The 14,330-nt window shown below is 72.9% G+C and carries 14 protein-coding genes; 10 read left to right on the plus strand and 4 right to left on the minus strand.

Annotated elements, in window-relative coordinates; translation table 11 throughout:
• Nucleotides 1-154 precede the first annotated feature (154 nt).
• The 4 genes from ybaK to ACFVJX_RS06645 all read right to left on the minus strand — a co-directional run bounded on the left by ybaK (nucleotide 155) and on the right by ACFVJX_RS06645 (nucleotide 4,313).
• Nucleotides 155-658: a Cys-tRNA(Pro) deacylase gene (gene ybaK, locus ACFVJX_RS06630; RefSeq protein WP_384130406.1), complete on the minus strand. Its 504-nt coding sequence runs from the start codon at nucleotides 656-658 to the stop codon at nucleotides 155-157.
• Nucleotides 659-680: 22 nt separating this feature from the next.
• Entirely contained in the window at nucleotides 681-1,424 is a 744-nt protein-coding gene (locus tag ACFVJX_RS06635) for an LON peptidase substrate-binding domain-containing protein (RefSeq protein WP_384130409.1), read from the minus strand.
• A gap of 5 nt (nucleotides 1,425-1,429) precedes the next feature.
• Nucleotides 1,430-2,467, minus strand: coding sequence for a hypothetical protein (locus tag ACFVJX_RS06640; protein WP_384130411.1), 1,038 nt, complete (start codon nucleotides 2,465-2,467; stop codon nucleotides 1,430-1,432).
• 244 nt (nucleotides 2,468-2,711) lie between these two features.
• On the minus strand, nucleotides 2,712-4,313 hold the full coding sequence (locus ACFVJX_RS06645) for an oxidoreductase (RefSeq protein WP_384130414.1): 1,602 nt from the start codon (nucleotides 4,311-4,313) through the stop codon (nucleotides 2,712-2,714).
• 146 nt (nucleotides 4,314-4,459) lie between these two features.
• Here ACFVJX_RS06645 and hisD point away from each other — a divergent pair, with 146 nt between their 5' ends.
• The 10 genes from hisD to ACFVJX_RS06695 all read left to right on the plus strand — a co-directional run bounded on the left by hisD (nucleotide 4,460) and on the right by ACFVJX_RS06695 (nucleotide 14,317).
• Nucleotides 4,460-5,782, plus strand: a complete 1,323-nt coding sequence (hisD, locus tag ACFVJX_RS06650) for a histidinol dehydrogenase (protein ID WP_384130416.1) — start codon at nucleotides 4,460-4,462, stop codon at nucleotides 5,780-5,782.
• On the plus strand, nucleotides 5,779-6,918 hold the full coding sequence (locus ACFVJX_RS06655; RefSeq protein WP_384130419.1) for a histidinol-phosphate transaminase: 1,140 nt from the start codon (nucleotides 5,779-5,781) through the stop codon (nucleotides 6,916-6,918). The genes hisD and ACFVJX_RS06655 overlap by 4 nt, the downstream gene beginning before the upstream one ends.
• Nucleotides 6,915-7,517, plus strand: a complete 603-nt coding sequence (gene hisB, locus ACFVJX_RS06660) for an imidazoleglycerol-phosphate dehydratase HisB (RefSeq protein ID WP_384130422.1) — start codon at nucleotides 6,915-6,917, stop codon at nucleotides 7,515-7,517. Before ACFVJX_RS06655 ends, hisB begins: the two co-directional genes overlap by 4 nt.
• Nucleotides 7,514-7,681: a hypothetical protein gene (locus ACFVJX_RS06665; RefSeq protein ID WP_384130425.1), complete on the plus strand. Its 168-nt coding sequence runs from the start codon at nucleotides 7,514-7,516 to the stop codon at nucleotides 7,679-7,681. Before hisB ends, ACFVJX_RS06665 begins: the two co-directional genes overlap by 4 nt.
• An 8-nt stretch (nucleotides 7,682-7,689) precedes the next feature.
• Nucleotides 7,690-8,331 (plus strand): imidazole glycerol phosphate synthase subunit HisH, encoded by a 642-nt coding sequence (gene hisH / locus ACFVJX_RS06670; protein ID WP_384130428.1) that lies wholly within the window; start codon nucleotides 7,690-7,692, stop codon nucleotides 8,329-8,331.
• Nucleotides 8,331-9,056, plus strand: a complete 726-nt coding sequence (gene priA, locus ACFVJX_RS06675; protein WP_384130430.1) for a bifunctional 1-(5-phosphoribosyl)-5-((5-phosphoribosylamino)methylideneamino)imidazole-4-carboxamide isomerase/phosphoribosylanthranilate isomerase PriA — start codon at nucleotides 8,331-8,333, stop codon at nucleotides 9,054-9,056. Before hisH ends, priA begins: the two co-directional genes overlap by 1 nt.
• Complete coding sequence (locus tag ACFVJX_RS06680) at nucleotides 9,053-9,451, plus strand: RidA family protein (protein ID WP_384130433.1); 399 nt, start codon at nucleotides 9,053-9,055, stop codon at nucleotides 9,449-9,451. The genes priA and ACFVJX_RS06680 overlap by 4 nt, the downstream gene beginning before the upstream one ends.
• Nucleotides 9,448-10,203, plus strand: coding sequence for an imidazole glycerol phosphate synthase subunit HisF (gene hisF / locus ACFVJX_RS06685; RefSeq protein WP_384130436.1), 756 nt, complete (start codon nucleotides 9,448-9,450; stop codon nucleotides 10,201-10,203). The genes ACFVJX_RS06680 and hisF overlap by 4 nt, the downstream gene beginning before the upstream one ends.
• 190 nt (nucleotides 10,204-10,393) lie before the next feature.
• On the plus strand, nucleotides 10,394-11,323 hold the full coding sequence (locus ACFVJX_RS06690; protein WP_384130439.1) for an alpha/beta hydrolase family protein: 930 nt from the start codon (nucleotides 10,394-10,396) through the stop codon (nucleotides 11,321-11,323).
• Between the two features lie 207 nt (nucleotides 11,324-11,530).
• Nucleotides 11,531-14,317 (plus strand): AAA family ATPase, encoded by a 2,787-nt coding sequence (locus ACFVJX_RS06695; RefSeq protein WP_384130442.1) that lies wholly within the window; start codon nucleotides 11,531-11,533, stop codon nucleotides 14,315-14,317.
• Nucleotides 14,318-14,330: the final 13 nt, after the last annotated feature.

Here is a 14,330-nt window from a genome sequence, read left to right on the forward strand (position 1 = left end):
TCCGCCCCGGGCCCCGGACCTCAATCGCCGGACGGGCTGGAAGAAAGCAGCGGGGCGGGCCGGGAGTGGCCGGACGGCTGGACGGTGCCGGGCGGATTCAGCCCGTCCGGTGGTTGAGAGCGGAACCGGTTCGCCGGGGGGACGGCCCCGCCGCTCAGCCCCGGCCGATCGCCGCGAACACCGCACCCGTCAGGGACGCCAGATCCTCCGGGGACACCTCGACCTCCAGGCCGCGGCGCCCCGCCGAGACGCAGATCGTCGGGTGCTCCCGCGCCGACGCGTCCAGCACCGTGGGCAGCCGCTTGCGCTGGCCGAGCGGAGAGATGCCGCCGCGGACGTAGCCCGTGGTCCGTTCCGCCGCCGCCGGGTCCGCCATCGTGGCCCGCTTGCCGCCCACCGCCGACGCCAGGGCCTTCAAATCCAGGGAGCCCGCGACGGGGACGACCGCGACGGTGAGGTGGCCGTCCACGTCGGCCACCAGGGTCTTGAACACCCGGTCGGGGGAGACCCCCAGCGCCTCGGCCGCCTCCTCGCCGTAGGAGGCCGACGCCGGGTCGTGCTCGTAGGCGTGCACCGTGAAGGCCGTGCCGGCCGCGGTCAGCGCGACCGTTGCCGGGGTGCCGCCCGACTGGTGCTGCTTCTTCGCCTTCTTCGCCACGGGGGAGTGGCCCTCCGGTCGCTCAGTTGGGGTGGGTCGGGGCGCGGGTCAGCTCCGTCGCGGGCAGTGACGGCAGGTGCCGGATGACGGCGGTCTCGGAGCGCAGCAGGGTCAGCTCCTCACGGAGCCGGGTCGCGGTGTCCGGGGCCTGGAGCAGCCGCTGCTTGGCGGGGGTGTCCAGCATGGCCGCCGCGGCGACCAGGTAGGAGATGACGGACGGTTCGTCGGGCAGGTCGGCGCCGGTGGTGAGGGAGCGTTCGCTCGCACCCGCCAGCCGCTTCTGGTAGCTGCGAAAGGCCCGCAGGACGCCCTCCGCGAGCGCGCCCGCGTCCTCGCCCTGCTCCTCCTCCAGCTCTTCGAGCTCGGCCGTCAGATAGGGGCCGCTCGCGTCCACCGAGAGCAGCCGGACCCGGGTGGTGCCGGTCGCCAGGACCTCGAAGCTGCCGTCCGACCGCTCCCGGATCTTCGCCGCGTCGGCGATACAGCCCACCCGGTGGAACGTCTGGACGGGATCGGGGCCGAAGCCGTCGGCGGGGCCGCGCTCGACGGGAGCGCTCGCCGAGTCCGGCATCCCGGCGGCCGTCGGAGCGGTCTCGCGGCCGTCGCGGATGGCGACCACGGCGAAGCGGCGCGGTTCGTCCTCGTCGGTCTTCAGCAGTTCGCGCATCATGGCGCGATAACGCTCCTCGAAGACGTTCAGCGGCAGCACGAGGCCGGGGAAAAGCACCGCGTTCAGCGGGAACAGAGGCAGGCGAGCGGTGGTCACAACGGTCAAGCGTAATGGCCGCGGGCACGTCCACGGTCGGCCCGGTGTCGCAAGGGCGTCACAGAGGCCACCTGGAGGCGTGCGCCGTCGCGTGCGTCGAGGAACCGGCCGAGCGGATCGTCGGACGCCGAGGACCAAGGGAACGAGGCCGCGTGGGGTCCGATCTGCCGGAACTGTTCCAGCGCCTCGTCCCAGCGGCCCCGCGCCACCAGCACGTAGGCGAGCAGGTTGCGGAACTCGGCAGGCCACGGGTCGCCCGGTGCGAACGTGACGGAGAGCGAGATCGCCAGATCCGCCGCGCGGTCGATGCGTTCCTCCTGGACCGAGGTGGTCCGTGCGTCCGGCCCCTCGGCCAGCACGGCGAAGGCCGCCCGCAGGGGCAGCGCCTGCACCAGGGAGCTGGGCAGCGAGTCCTCGGCGGCCCGCTCGGCGAAGTCGAAGCACTCGCGGTGCGAGCCGTACCAGGCGGCGGAGAGGTACTGGAGGGCGGCGACATGGCAGCCGTAGTGGTGCGTGGAGCGCTGTATGGCCTGTTCCCACAGCGTCTCGAACGTGGTGTGCGTGGCATGCGTGCCGCGGGCGTGGTCGAGCGCGAGGCGCCAGGGCACCGGGTCACGCGGATCGCACTCCGCCGCGGCCGTGATCATCGGTCCCACCTGGCGCAGCTGTTCCGCGCGGGCCGGTGACTCCCAGGCGCGCAACAGCGCGAGCTGGGCCTTGACGAGCAGCGCGTCCGGGTCGTGCGGGGAGGAGGCCAGCCAGTCGCCCAGCCAGCCGTCCCGGCTGCGGGCGAAGGCCACGAGCCGCCGCAGATAGCGGTCCCGGCTCTCCCACTCGGCCGCGTCCCGGGTGGTGGCCAGCAGCTTCGCCGCGGGTTCGTACTCCCCGAGCGCGGCGGCGACCAGCGCGGGTGAGAGCCGCTCGTCGGGGGCGTCGAGCATCACCGCATGGTCCGAGGGCAACCCGGCGGACAGCTCCGGGGTGTGCCGGATCATGCGCGCGGTACGGAGCAGAGCGCGGAGGAAAGGCATGGTGCGGACCATTGAAAAGCGCTGGTCGGGGCGGCGCCAGAGGAGCGCTGTGAAACTTTGGTGCCGAGTGGAGGAGTTGCCCTGGGGTCGGCCAAGAAAGAGTAAAGGAAAGCGTCGATTCTGGCCTGTTCCTGTCGTTCCCGGGGTAGTGGCCGACTGGTGTGCCCGGAGGGAGGACGGCGTCCTCGGATGCCGTTCCGCCCTGTCGGGGACAGGGCGGAAGGGGGTGCGGCACCGCCCGGGGTGTGGTCCGCGGTCAGCTGCGGCGCAGCAGTCTGGAGGCGCCGGCCGCGACGGTGGTGGCCAGTATCCAACCCAGCAGGATCAGAACGGCCGCCACCCACTGCCAGCCGCCCTCCATCAGCCAGTAGCCGTCCTGGCCGAGATTGATCACCGGCACCAGCAGATCCAGCGCGTACAGGGAGGGGTTCCACTCCGGGTGCTCGCTCCCCTTGATCGCGGCCGGCTGGTACCGGGAGAAGGCCACGGCCCCGGCCGCCCACAGCACCGCCATCCACACCGCGGCCCGCCCCGGCCGGTAGCCGTAAGCCACCGTCCAGTCCTGGAGGTACCCCCAGAGCTTCGCGGCGGGTGGCAGCGTCTCGCGGCGCCGCCGCTGCTTGGCGAGCAGTACCTCGCGGGCGTCCGCGTCCTCGCCGCTGCTGCGGAGCACGGTGGCGAGGCGTTCGTAGGGCTCCGGCACGTACTCGGGGGTCGCCGCCGCCACCCATTCCAGGCGCCGGGAGAGCGGGAAGTGCCCGTACGGGACGAGGTTCTCGTACACGAACCCGCCCATCGCCAGACCGCCCGGACCCGGCCAGCTGGAGGACACGTCGATCAGCGTGACGACCTTCGCCCCGTTCAGCACCACCCGGCCCTGGGCCGGGCGCTCCGGGTTGAACCTCAGCTCCGGCGCGACGATCCGCCGCAGCGACAGCTCCTCGTGGCCGACGAGCACGAAGACCGCCTTGTGCAGGTCGACCGCGTCCCCGAACCGCCCGTCGTCCAGCCGCACCCCGCCCCGGCAGCGGAAGACCTGCGCGCGGGTGCCGTGGGCCGGGGTCGGGGACGTGACGATGCCGAACGGGGGAGTGTTGCCCTGGTTCCCGGTGTCCACGCTGACCCATGCCTCGCTCATGTACAGCGTCCGCTCCACGCTCAGCTGCGGGGCGTTCAGCGCGCGCAGCCCCTGCGTGGCGCGGAGCCGGCTGCCGCGCAGGCTCAGCGAACCGCCGACCGTCGCGCCGCGCAGGCTCAGCTCGCCGAGCGTCTCGATCATCTCGGCCTGCAGGTCCTGGGCGACCGTGAGTCCGTCGCCGATGAAGGCCCGGCCCTGCCGGTCGGGGCCGACCTCGATCTGGTTGATCAGCAGATCCGTGCCGATCTGGGCGTCCGTCAGCCGGATGCCCCGCTCGACCCGGCAGCGCGGCAGATGGAGGTCGCCCTCGGTGTGCAGCCGGGCCGCGTCCAGCCGGGGGATCGCGCACCCGACCATCCGCAGTGTCGTGAAGTGGCACTCGGGCAGCACCACTTCCTGTTCGAAGCGGCAGCCGGTCAGTTCCACGTACGGATCGACGCGGCCGCCCGCGAGATCCAGCTTCCCGGTGATCCGCAGACCGCGGAGCTTCAGTGCGGCCACCCGGCCGGGCCTGGCCCGTGGACCGCTCAGCAGCAGCCGGGCCACGACCCGGGCGTCCACGCTGCGTTCGACGCCCCAGTCGAGCGGGGCGAACGGATCGTTGCGCGCCGCGTCGCGGACGCGTAGGTCGTAGGTGGTCCCGTTCTTGAAGGACTGCCACATGCCCAGCTCGGCTGCGCTGAGGCCGTCCGGGAAATCCCCGTCGTGCGGTTCGGTCACCGACGCCCCTTCCACTCGGAGCAGTAATCCCGTTATTCCCTCTGAGTGACCGAATGAACGCTAATAGTCAGCCGTGACAGCGTGGGCATGTATCAGCCAGTGATACGGGCGTCCGGACGGCTGGGGCGGTCTGAGAGAATTGCGGTGTGATCTCTCGAATCGATCTGCGCGGCGATGCCCTCCCCGAGGGCGGCGCCCTGCGCGACCTGCTGCCCCGTGCCGAGTTCGACGTGGAAGCCGCCCTGGAGACGGTGCGGCCCATCTGCGAGGACGTACGCCATCGTGGCTCCGCGGCAGTGATCGACTGGGGGGAGAAGCTCGACGGCGTACGGATCGGCTCGATCCGGGTCCCGGCCGAGGCCGTCACCTCGGCGCTGGAGGGGCTCGATCCCGCCGTGCGCGCCGCCCTGGAGGAGTCGATCCGCCGCGCCCGCCTCGTCCACCGGGAGCAGCGCCGCACCACCCACACCACCCAGGTCGTCCCCGGTGGCACCGTCACCGAGAAGTGGGTGCCCGTCGAGCGCGTCGGGCTCTACGTGCCGGGCGGGCGTTCGGTCTACCCGTCGTCCGTCGTGATGAACGTCGTACCGGCCCAGGAGGCGGGAGTCGAGGGCATCGCCGTCGCCTCCCCGCCGCAGAAGGAGTTCGGCGGTCTGCCGCACCCCACGATCCTGGCCGCGTGCGCCCTGCTCGGTGTGGACGAGGTGTACGCCGCCGGCGGCTCCCAGGCCGTCGCGATGTTCGCGTACGGCACCGAGGACTGCCTGCCGGTGAACCTCGTCACCGGCCCCGGCAACATCTACGTCGCCGCCGCCAAGCGCCTCCTCAAGGGCCGCATCGGCATCGACGCCGAGGCAGGCCCCACCGAGATCGCGATCCTCGCCGACGCCACCGCCGACCCGGTGCACGTCGCGGCCGACCTGATCAGCCAGGCCGAGCACGACCCGATGGCCGCCGCCGTGCTCGTGACGGACTCCGAGGAGCTCGCCGCCGCAACCGAGGCCGAGCTGAAGCCGCAGGTCGCCGCCACCAAGCACGTCACCGACCGGATCGAGCCCGCGCTCGCCGGCCGCCAGTCCGCGATCGTCCTGGTCAACGACCTGGAGGACGGGCTCAAGGTCGTCGACGCGTACGCCGCCGAGCACCTGGAGATCCAGACCGCGGACGCCGCCGCCGTCGCCGCCCGGGTCCGCAACGCCGGAGCGGTCTTCGTCGGCCCCTGGTCGCCCGTCTCGCTCGGCGACTACTGCGCCGGCTCCAACCACGTGCTGCCCACCGGCGGCTGCGCCTGCCACTCCTCGGGCCTGTCCGTGCAGTCCTTCCTGCGCGGCATCCACATCGTCGACTACACCCGCGACGCGCTCGCCGAGGTCACCCACCACGTCGTGACCCTCGCCGAGGCGGAGGACCTCCCCGCCCACGGCGCCGCCCTCAAGGCCAGGTTCGGCTGGAAGGTTCCGCAGCAGTGAACGACAGCACCACGAACGCCGGCGCCACGCACAACGCCTGGGACGACCTCCCCATCCGGGACGAACTGCGCGGCCAGTCCCCGTACGGGGCTCCCCAGCTCGACGTACCGGTCCGGCTGAACACCAACGAGAACCCGTACCCGCTCCCCGAGGCGCTGGTCGACCGGATCGCCGAACGGGTCCGCGAGGCGGCCCGCGACCTCAACCGCTACCCCGACCGGGACGCCGTCGAGCTCCGCACCGAGCTGGCCCGCTACCTCACCCGCACCGCCGGCCACGAGGTCGGAGCGGCCAACGTGTGGGCAGCCAACGGCTCCAACGAAGTGCTCCAGCAGCTGCTGCAGACCTTCGGCGGCCCCGGACGCACCGCGATCGGTTTCGAGCCCTCGTACTCGATGCACGCCCTCATCGCCCGCGGCACCGGAACGGGGTGGATCTCAGGCCCGCGCAACGAGGACTTCACCATCGACGTCGACGCGGCCCGCGCGGTCATCGCCGAGCACCGCCCCGACGTCGTCTTCATCACCTCACCCAACAACCCCACCGGCACCGCCGTCGACGCCGGCACCGTCCTCGCGCTGTACGAGGCCGCGCAGGCCGCGAAGCCGTCCATGGTCGTGGTCGACGAGGCGTACGGCGAGTTCAGCCACCACGCCTCGCTGCTCCCGCTCATCGAGGACCGCCCGCACCTGGTGCTCTCGCGCACCATGTCCAAGGCGTTCGGCGCCGCCGGGCTGCGCCTCGGCTACCTCGCCGCGGACCCGGCCGTCGTGGACGCCGTCCAGCTGGTGCGACTCCCGTACCACCTGTCCTCCGTCACCCAGGCCACCGCGCTCGCCGCCCTGGAGCACACCGATACGCTCCTCGGATACGTCGCGCAGCTCAAGGACGAACGCGACCGGATCGTCACCGAGCTGCGCACCCTCGGCTTCGACGTCACCGAATCGGACGCCAACTTCGTCCAGTTCGGCCGCTTCGCCGACAGCCACACCGCCTGGCGGTACATCCTCGACCGGGGCGTCCTGGTCCGGGACAACGGCGTACCGGGATGGCTGCGGGTCTCCGCGGGGACCCCGGCAGAGAACGACGCGTTCCTCGATGCGGTACGCGAACTGAAGAAGGAGCACGACGCATGACTCGCGAGGCCCGCGTAGGAAGAGTGGAGCGGACCACCAAGGAAACCTCCGTGCTCGTCGAGATCAACCTCGACGGCAGCGGCAAGGTCGATGTCGCGACCGGGGTCGGTTTCTACGACCACATGCTCGACCAGCTCGGCCGGCACGGACTCTTCGATCTCACGGTCAAGACCGACGGCGACCTGCACATCGACTCGCACCACACCATCGAGGACACCGCGCTCGCGCTCGGCGCCGCCTTCAGGCAGGCACTCGGCGACAAGGTCGGCATCTACCGCTTCGGCAACTGCACCGTCCCGCTGGACGAGTCGCTCGCCCAGGTCACCGTCGACCTCTCCGGCCGCCCGTACCTGGTGCACACCGAGCCCGAGAACATGGCGCCGATGATCGGCGAGTACGACACGACGATGACCCGGCACATCCTGGAGTCCTTCGTCGCCCAGGCGCAGATCGCCCTGCACGTCCACGTCCCGTACGGGCGCAACGCCCACCACATCGTGGAGTGCCAGTTCAAGGCGCTCGCCCGGGCCCTGCGCTACGCGAGCGAGCACGACCCGCGCGCGGCCGGCATCCTCCCCTCCACGAAGGGCGCGCTGTGACCGGCCTGAACACCATCCTGATCCTGGTCGGCCTCTTCCTGGCCGGCGGGGTCTACTCCTTCTCGAAGCAGGGCATGCCCAAGGGCGTCATCGTGCTGCTCGGTATCGGATCCCTGATGTGCCTGGCCGCGGGCGTCATGCGGATCCAGGGACTCTGGGACTAGGGGGCCGCGTGGACACCAGGAAGAAGGTCGTCGTCTTCGACTACGGCTTCGGCAACATCCGCTCCGCCGAACGCGCCCTCGCCCGGGTCGGCGCCGACGTGGAGATCACCCGTGACTTCGACACGGCGATGAACGCGGACGGGCTGCTGGTGCCCGGCGTCGGCGCGTTCTCCGCCTGCATGGACGGTCTGAAGAAGGCCCGCGGCGAGTGGATCATCGGACGCAGGCTCTCCGGCGGACGCCCCGTCATGGGCATCTGCGTCGGCATGCAGATCCTCTTCGAGCGCGGCATCGAGCACGGCGTGGAGACCGAAGGCCTCGACGAGTGGCCGGGCACCGTCGGCCCGCTCAAGGCCGACGTCGTCCCGCACATGGGGTGGAACACCGTCGAGTCCCCCGAGGGCTCCAGGCTGTTCGCCGGACTGGACCCCGAGGCCCGGTACTACTTCGTGCACTCCTACGCGGCGCACGACTGGTCCCTCGAAGTCACCAACGCGAAGATCCGTGCCCCCAGGGTCACCTGGGCCACGCACGGCGAACGGTTCGTGGCGGCCGTGGAGAACGGCGCGCTGTGGGCCACCCAGTTCCACCCCGAGAAGTCCGGCGACGCCGGCGCCCAGCTGCTGACCAACTGGATCGAGACGCTGTAATGCCGAAGCTTGAACTGCTCCCCGCCGTAGACGTCCGCGACGGCCAGGCGGTCCGCCTGGTGCACGGCGAGTCCGGCTCCGAGACCTCCTACGGCTCCCCGCTGGAAGCCGCACTGGCCTGGCAGCGCTCCGGCGCCGAGTGGCTGCACCTGGTCGACCTGGACGCCGCGTTCGGCACCGGTGACAACCGCGCCCTCATCGCCGAGGTGGCCGGCGCCATGGACATCAAGGTCGAGCTGTCCGGAGGCATCCGCGACGACGCCTCGCTCGCCGCCGCCCTCGCCACCGGCTGCCGCCGGGTCAACCTCGGCACCGCAGCCCTGGAGACCCCGGAGTGGGTCGCCAAGGTCATCGCCGAGCACGGCGACAAGATCGCCGTCGGCCTCGACGTGCGCGGCACCACGCTGCGCGGCCGCGGCTGGACGCGCGACGGCGGAGACCTCTACGAGACGCTGGAGCGCCTCGACTCCGAGGGCTGTGCCCGTTACGTCGTCACCGACATCGCCAAGGACGGCACCCTCCAGGGTCCCAACCTGGCGCTGCTGCGTGACGTCTGCGCCGCAACCGACCGGCCCGTCGTGGCCTCCGGCGGGGTCTCCTCGCTGGCCGACCTGCGCGCGATCTCCCTGCTCGTCCAGGAAGGCGTCGAGGGCGCCATCGTCGGCAAGGCGCTGTACGCGAAGGCGTTCACGCTGGAAGAGGCGCTCAAGGCGGTCGGCGTATGACCGACTCGGTGAAGCGTGTCGCCTCCGGCGGCCCCTGGGAGGAGAAGTTCGGCTACTCCCGCGCCGTCGAGCTGCCGAACGGGCTGGTACTGGTGGCCGGATGCACCTCCGTGGTGGGCGGGGAGATCTCCGCCGGCGGCCCCTACGAGCAGGCCGTCACCTCCTTCGAGGCCGCCTTCGAGGCGCTGAAGCAGGTGGGCCTCGGCCGTGCGGACGTCGTCCGGACCCGGATGTACATCACGCATGCCCGGGACGTGGACGAGGTCGGCCGCGCCCACAAGGAACTGTTCGACGACGTGCGCCCCGCCGCGTCCATGATCATCGTGTCCGGCTTCGTCGACCCGGGACTGGTCGTCGAGGTCGAGGTCGAGGCGTACCGGGCAGGTGCACGATGACGCTCGCGGTACGTGTCATCCCCTGCCTCGACGTGGACAAGGGCCGCGTCGTCAAGGGCGTCAACTTCCAGAACCTGCGCGACGCCGGTGACCCCGTCGAGATGGCGAAGCTGTACGACGCCGAGGGCGCCGACGAGCTGACCTTCCTCGACATCACCGCCTCCAGCGGCGACCGCGAGACGACGTACGACGTGGTGCGCCGCACCGCCGAGCAGGTCTTCATCCCGCTCACCGTCGGCGGCGGCGTCCGCACCACCGACGATGTCGACAAATTGCTGCGGGCCGGTGCGGACAAGGTCGGCGTCAACACCGCGGCCATCGCCCGACCGGAGCTGATCCGGGAGATCGCCGAACGCTTCGGCCGCCAGGTCCTGGTGCTCTCCGTCGATGCCAGGCGCACCCCCGCGGGCACCTTCGAGGTCACCACGCACGGCGGCCGCAAGGGCACCGGCATCGACGCCGTCGAATGGGCCCACCGGGCCGCGGAACTCGGCGCGGGCGAGATCCTGCTCAACTCGATGGACGCCGACGGAACCAAGGACGGCTACGACACCGAGATGATCGCGGCAGTGCGCAAGCACGTGACCGTCCCGGTGATCGCCTCCGGCGGAGCGGGCCGGCTCGCGGACTTCGCACCGGCCGTCGGCGCGGGCGCCGACGCGGTCCTGGCCGCGTCCGTCTTCCACTTCGGCGATCTGCGGATCTCCGAGGTCAAGGGCGCCCTCCGGGAGGCCGGGCACCCGGTCCGCTGAGGAAGCGGATGCGACACCGGTCGTGAAGACCGGTGAAGTTGCCGATGTGTGCCACCGGGGTGCACCGCGAGAGTGGCGACCGCCAGAGAACAACGGCGGTTCCCGCGCGGCGCACCCCGAAGGCCCCAGGTGACAGGGGGTCCTCGGTTCCCTGCCCGGCGTGGCTCCGCCACGACCGAGAGGCCCCCTCGTGCAGCAGCACCTCCTCCCCGGCGACGCCTCCCCACGCCACCGGATGTCCAAGAGCCGGTCCCGTGTCGTCAGGGGACTGCTGGCCGCCACCGTCGCCACCGCCGGTCTGTGCACCGCGCTGATGCCGGGTGCCCAGGCCGCCGACAACCCCTACGAACGCGGACCGGCCCCGAGCGATTCGAGTATCGAGGCGAGCCGCGGTCCGTACGCGGTCTCGCAGACCAGCGTCTCCTCGCTCGCCGTCAGCGGCTTCGGCGGCGGCACGGTCTACTACCCGACGTCCACCGCGGACGGCACCTTCGGCGCGGTCGCCATCTCACCCGGCTTCACCGCCTACCAGTCCAGCATCGCCTGGCTCGGCCCGCGGCTCGCCTCGCAGGGCTTCGTCGTCTTCACCATCGACACCAACACCACCCTCGACCAGCCCGACAGCCGAGGCCGCCAACTACTGGCCGCGCTCGACTACCTGACGAAGACCAGCTCGGTGCGCAGCCGGATCGACACCACCCGGCTCGGGGTGATGGGCCACTCGATGGGCGGTGGCGGCACCCTGGAGGCCGCGAAGAGCCGCACATCGCTGAAGGCGGCGATCCCGCTGACCGGCTGGAACCTCGACACCACCTGGCCCGAGGTCCGCACCCCCACCCTGATCTTCGGCGCCGACGGCGACACGATCGCCCCCGTCGCCACGCACTCCGAGCCGTTCTACCAGTCGCTGCCGAGCAATCTGGACAAGGCGTACGTGGAACTGCGCGGGGCCACGCACTTCACCCCGAACACCTCCAACACCACGATCGCGAAGTACAGCATCTCGTGGCTGAAGCGCTTCATGGACAATGACACCCGGTACGAGCAGTTCCTCTGCCCGCTGCCGGCGGTGAGCCTGACGGTCGCCGAGTCACGCGGCAACTGCCCGCACACCTCATAGCTCCTGACGGTGTGTGAGGGGCCGGACCGCGAACCGCGGTCCGGCCCCCTTCGCCGTCCGCGCGGCCCCGCCGGACCCTGGCCCGGCTGTGCGCGCGCACAGCGGATCGCGGTCCTCGCTGGGAGGGCGCCCCGCAAGCGGCCGGCGGCCGGGCGGGGACGGACGCACACCTTCCGAGCCTGGTTACGCGGAAGTAACGTGCCGGAGGTGACCCCATCGACGACCGTGCACAGTCCCCACCGGCTGTACGGCCGCAGCGGTGAACTCGCCGTCCTGGAAGCGCTGTCGGCCCGGCTGGGCGAGGGTGACGGCGGTGCGCTGGTGCTGACCGCACCGCCCGGCACCGGCCGCACCGCGCTCCTGGACAGCGCCGTCGCGGCCCACCGCGAACGCGGCACCGGACAGGTCCTGAGCTGCACCGCGGCCCCCGCCGAGCAACGGCTGCCCCACAGCGGGCTGCACGCCCTGCTCTGCTCGGCGCCCGGACCGCTCCCGGTCCCGCCCGACCGCATCCTGCGCGACGGCATCGGACCCGCCGCGCTGCTCGTCCTGCTGCGTGAACTGGGTGCCGAACGACCCCTGTTGGTGTGTGTGGACGATGCCCACCTCTGGGACGCCGATTCGCGCGCCGCCCTGGGCTTCGCTGCCCGCAGGCTCGGTGCGGGCAGCCGGGTCGCGGTCCTGCTCGGCTCCGGGGACGCTGCGTCCTTCGCGGGGCTGCCCACGCTCCGGCTCGGTCCGCTGGACGACGACGCGGCGGCGGCCCTCCTGGACCGGCTGACCGACGCCGCCGGCACCGCCGAACGGATCGACCCGGTGGTCCGCGGCGAACTGCTGCGGGAGGCCGCGGGCAACCCGCGGCTGCTCACCGGACTCACCGAACGCCTCACCCCGGACCAGCTCGCCGGACGGACCGCGCTGCCCTGCCCGCTGCCCGGCGGCGAGGACGTCCTGGACGCGCACGCCGCACGCCTCGACGCGCTGCCACCCGGCACCCGCGCCCTCCTGCTGCTCGCGGCCGCCGCGGAGGAGCACGAACCGGAGGGCGCGGGCGCCGACATCGCCCTTGTACTGCGCGCCGCCACCTCGGCCGGCCTCGGCCCGGCCGCCCTCGACCGCGCCCTGCACACCCCCGCCGCGACCGGGAACGCGCTCCAAAGGGCGGGAAACCGGGTCCACTTCAGCCATCCGTTGCTGCGCCGGGCGATCCTGCGCCGGGCCGCCCCGCAGCGCCGCCGCGCCGCGCACGGTCTGCTCGCCACCCTGCTGGCGGCGGGCCCGGCGGGCCCCTCCGCGCTCGCGGCTCTCGTCCAGCGGGCCGGAGCGGCCGCCGGGCCCGACGCCGGGCTCGCCGACGCGCTGGAGGCGGCGGCCGCGCCGCCCCGCCCGCACGCCGAGCGGGCGGCCGCGCTCTCCCGAGCCGCGACGCTCACCACCGACGGGACCCTGCGGGCCGACCGGTTCGCCGCGGCCGCCGAGCACGCACGTCTCGCGGGCGACGCCGGGCGGGCTCGTGCGCTGCTGGCCAGAGCCGGCGGATGGCCCCCGCACGGCGGCGCGCACCGCGTGCGCGGGCTGCTCGCCCTGCGCGACGGCCCGGCCGCCGACGCGCTGGAGGCACTGCTCACCGCCTCGGCGCTGCTCGCCCCGCACGACCCCCACCACACCCTCGACGCGCTCCTCGGAGCCGCCGAGGCCGCCTGGGCGATGGGCGACGCCCCCGCCTACCTCGACGCCATGACCCGTATCCCGGCCGCCGCGCCCGACCAGGCCCTCGCGCAGTACCGCGACGGAATGTGCGCGATGCTGCGCGGCCGGATCACCGAGGGCCACGCCCTGCTGCGCCGCTGCCTCGACTCCGCCGACCGGAACCGGGACCCCGCGGTGATGCTGCGCGGCGGGGTCTCGGCGCTGGTGCTCGGCGACATCGACGCCGCCTGCCGGTCCGGCGCGCGGGCCCTCGCCGCCGTACTCGTGACCGGCCCGGACGCACTGCTGCCCCAGGCCCTGGAACACCTCGCCTACGCGGAACTCCGGGCCGGACGCCACGCGCGCGCCCGCGCCCACGCACTGGAGGGTCTGCTCGCCGCCCGCCGCACCGGGCAGCCCAACACCGCCGCCCATCTGCACGCCGTACTCGCCCTGGCCGCCTCCGTGGAAGGCGGGACGGAGACCTGCGCCGGCCACGCCGACGCCGCCCTGGCGGGCGCGGGACCGCACGGCCTCGTCCAGGCCGCGACCCTCGCCACCTGGGCGCTCGCCCGTGCCGACCTGGCCGCCGGGCGCTCCGGTGAAGCGGCGGCCAGGCTCGGCCCACTGGTCCGGCCCGGTCCGCGGCGCGGCCACTTCGCGGGCCGGATGCTCGCCGTGCCGTGCTTCGTTGAGGCGTCGGTCCTGGCCGGACGGGCGGGCCGGAACGGGGGAGCGGACCCGGTCGCCGACGCCGTCGCGGAGTTCGCCGTCTGGGCCACCCGCACCACCGACCCGCAGGCCCCCGCCCAGCTGGCCCGCTGCCGGGCCCTGCTGGCGCCGCCGGCGCAGGCGGCCGGACGGTACGAGGAAGCGCTCGCCCACCACGACCGCACGGGCGGCGACTTCGAACGCGCCCGCACCCAGCTGCTGTACGGCGCCTGGCTGCGCCGGCGACGGCGCACCCGGGAGGCCAGGGACCCGCTGCGGGACGCGCTGGTCGGCTTCGAGCGGTGTGCCGCACGGCCCTGGGCCATGCGGGCGAGAGGCGAACTGCGGGCCGCCGGGGAGGCGGTGGAGGGTTCCGGCGGCGCCGGGAGGACGGACCCGACGGCCTTGCTGACCCCGCAGCAGGAGCGGATCGCCCGCTGTGTCGCCGAGGGGGCCACCAACCGTGAGGTGGCGCTGCGCCTCTCGGTGAGCACCCGCACCGTCGACCACCATCTGCGCAATGTGTTCGCGGCGCTGGGTGTGCGGTCCAGGACCGAGCTGGCCAGGCTGCTGGACCGCCGGGGCGCGCTCTGAAGTGCTCCCCGAA

It is taken from the genome of Streptomyces sp. NPDC127177 (assembly GCF_042672475.1).
GTDB lineage: Bacteria > Actinomycetota > Actinomycetes > Streptomycetales > Streptomycetaceae > Streptomyces.

Bases quoted from the DNA above. Each gene is read 5' to 3' on its own strand.
- priA (WP_384130430.1), top strand. From the start codon at position 8,331: ATGCCGAAGCTTGAACTGCTCCCCGCCGTAGACGTCCGCGACGGCCAG.
- ACFVJX_RS06680 (WP_384130433.1), top strand. From the start codon at position 9,053: ATGACCGACTCGGTGAAGCGTGTCGCCTCCGGCGGCCCCTGGGAGGAG.
- ACFVJX_RS06640 (WP_384130411.1), bottom strand. From the start codon at position 2,467: ATGGTCCGCACCATGCCTTTCCTCCGCGCTCTGCTCCGTACCGCGCGC.
- hisB (WP_384130422.1), top strand. From the start codon at position 6,915: ATGACTCGCGAGGCCCGCGTAGGAAGAGTGGAGCGGACCACCAAGGAA.
- hisF (WP_384130436.1), top strand. From the start codon at position 9,448: ATGACGCTCGCGGTACGTGTCATCCCCTGCCTCGACGTGGACAAGGGC.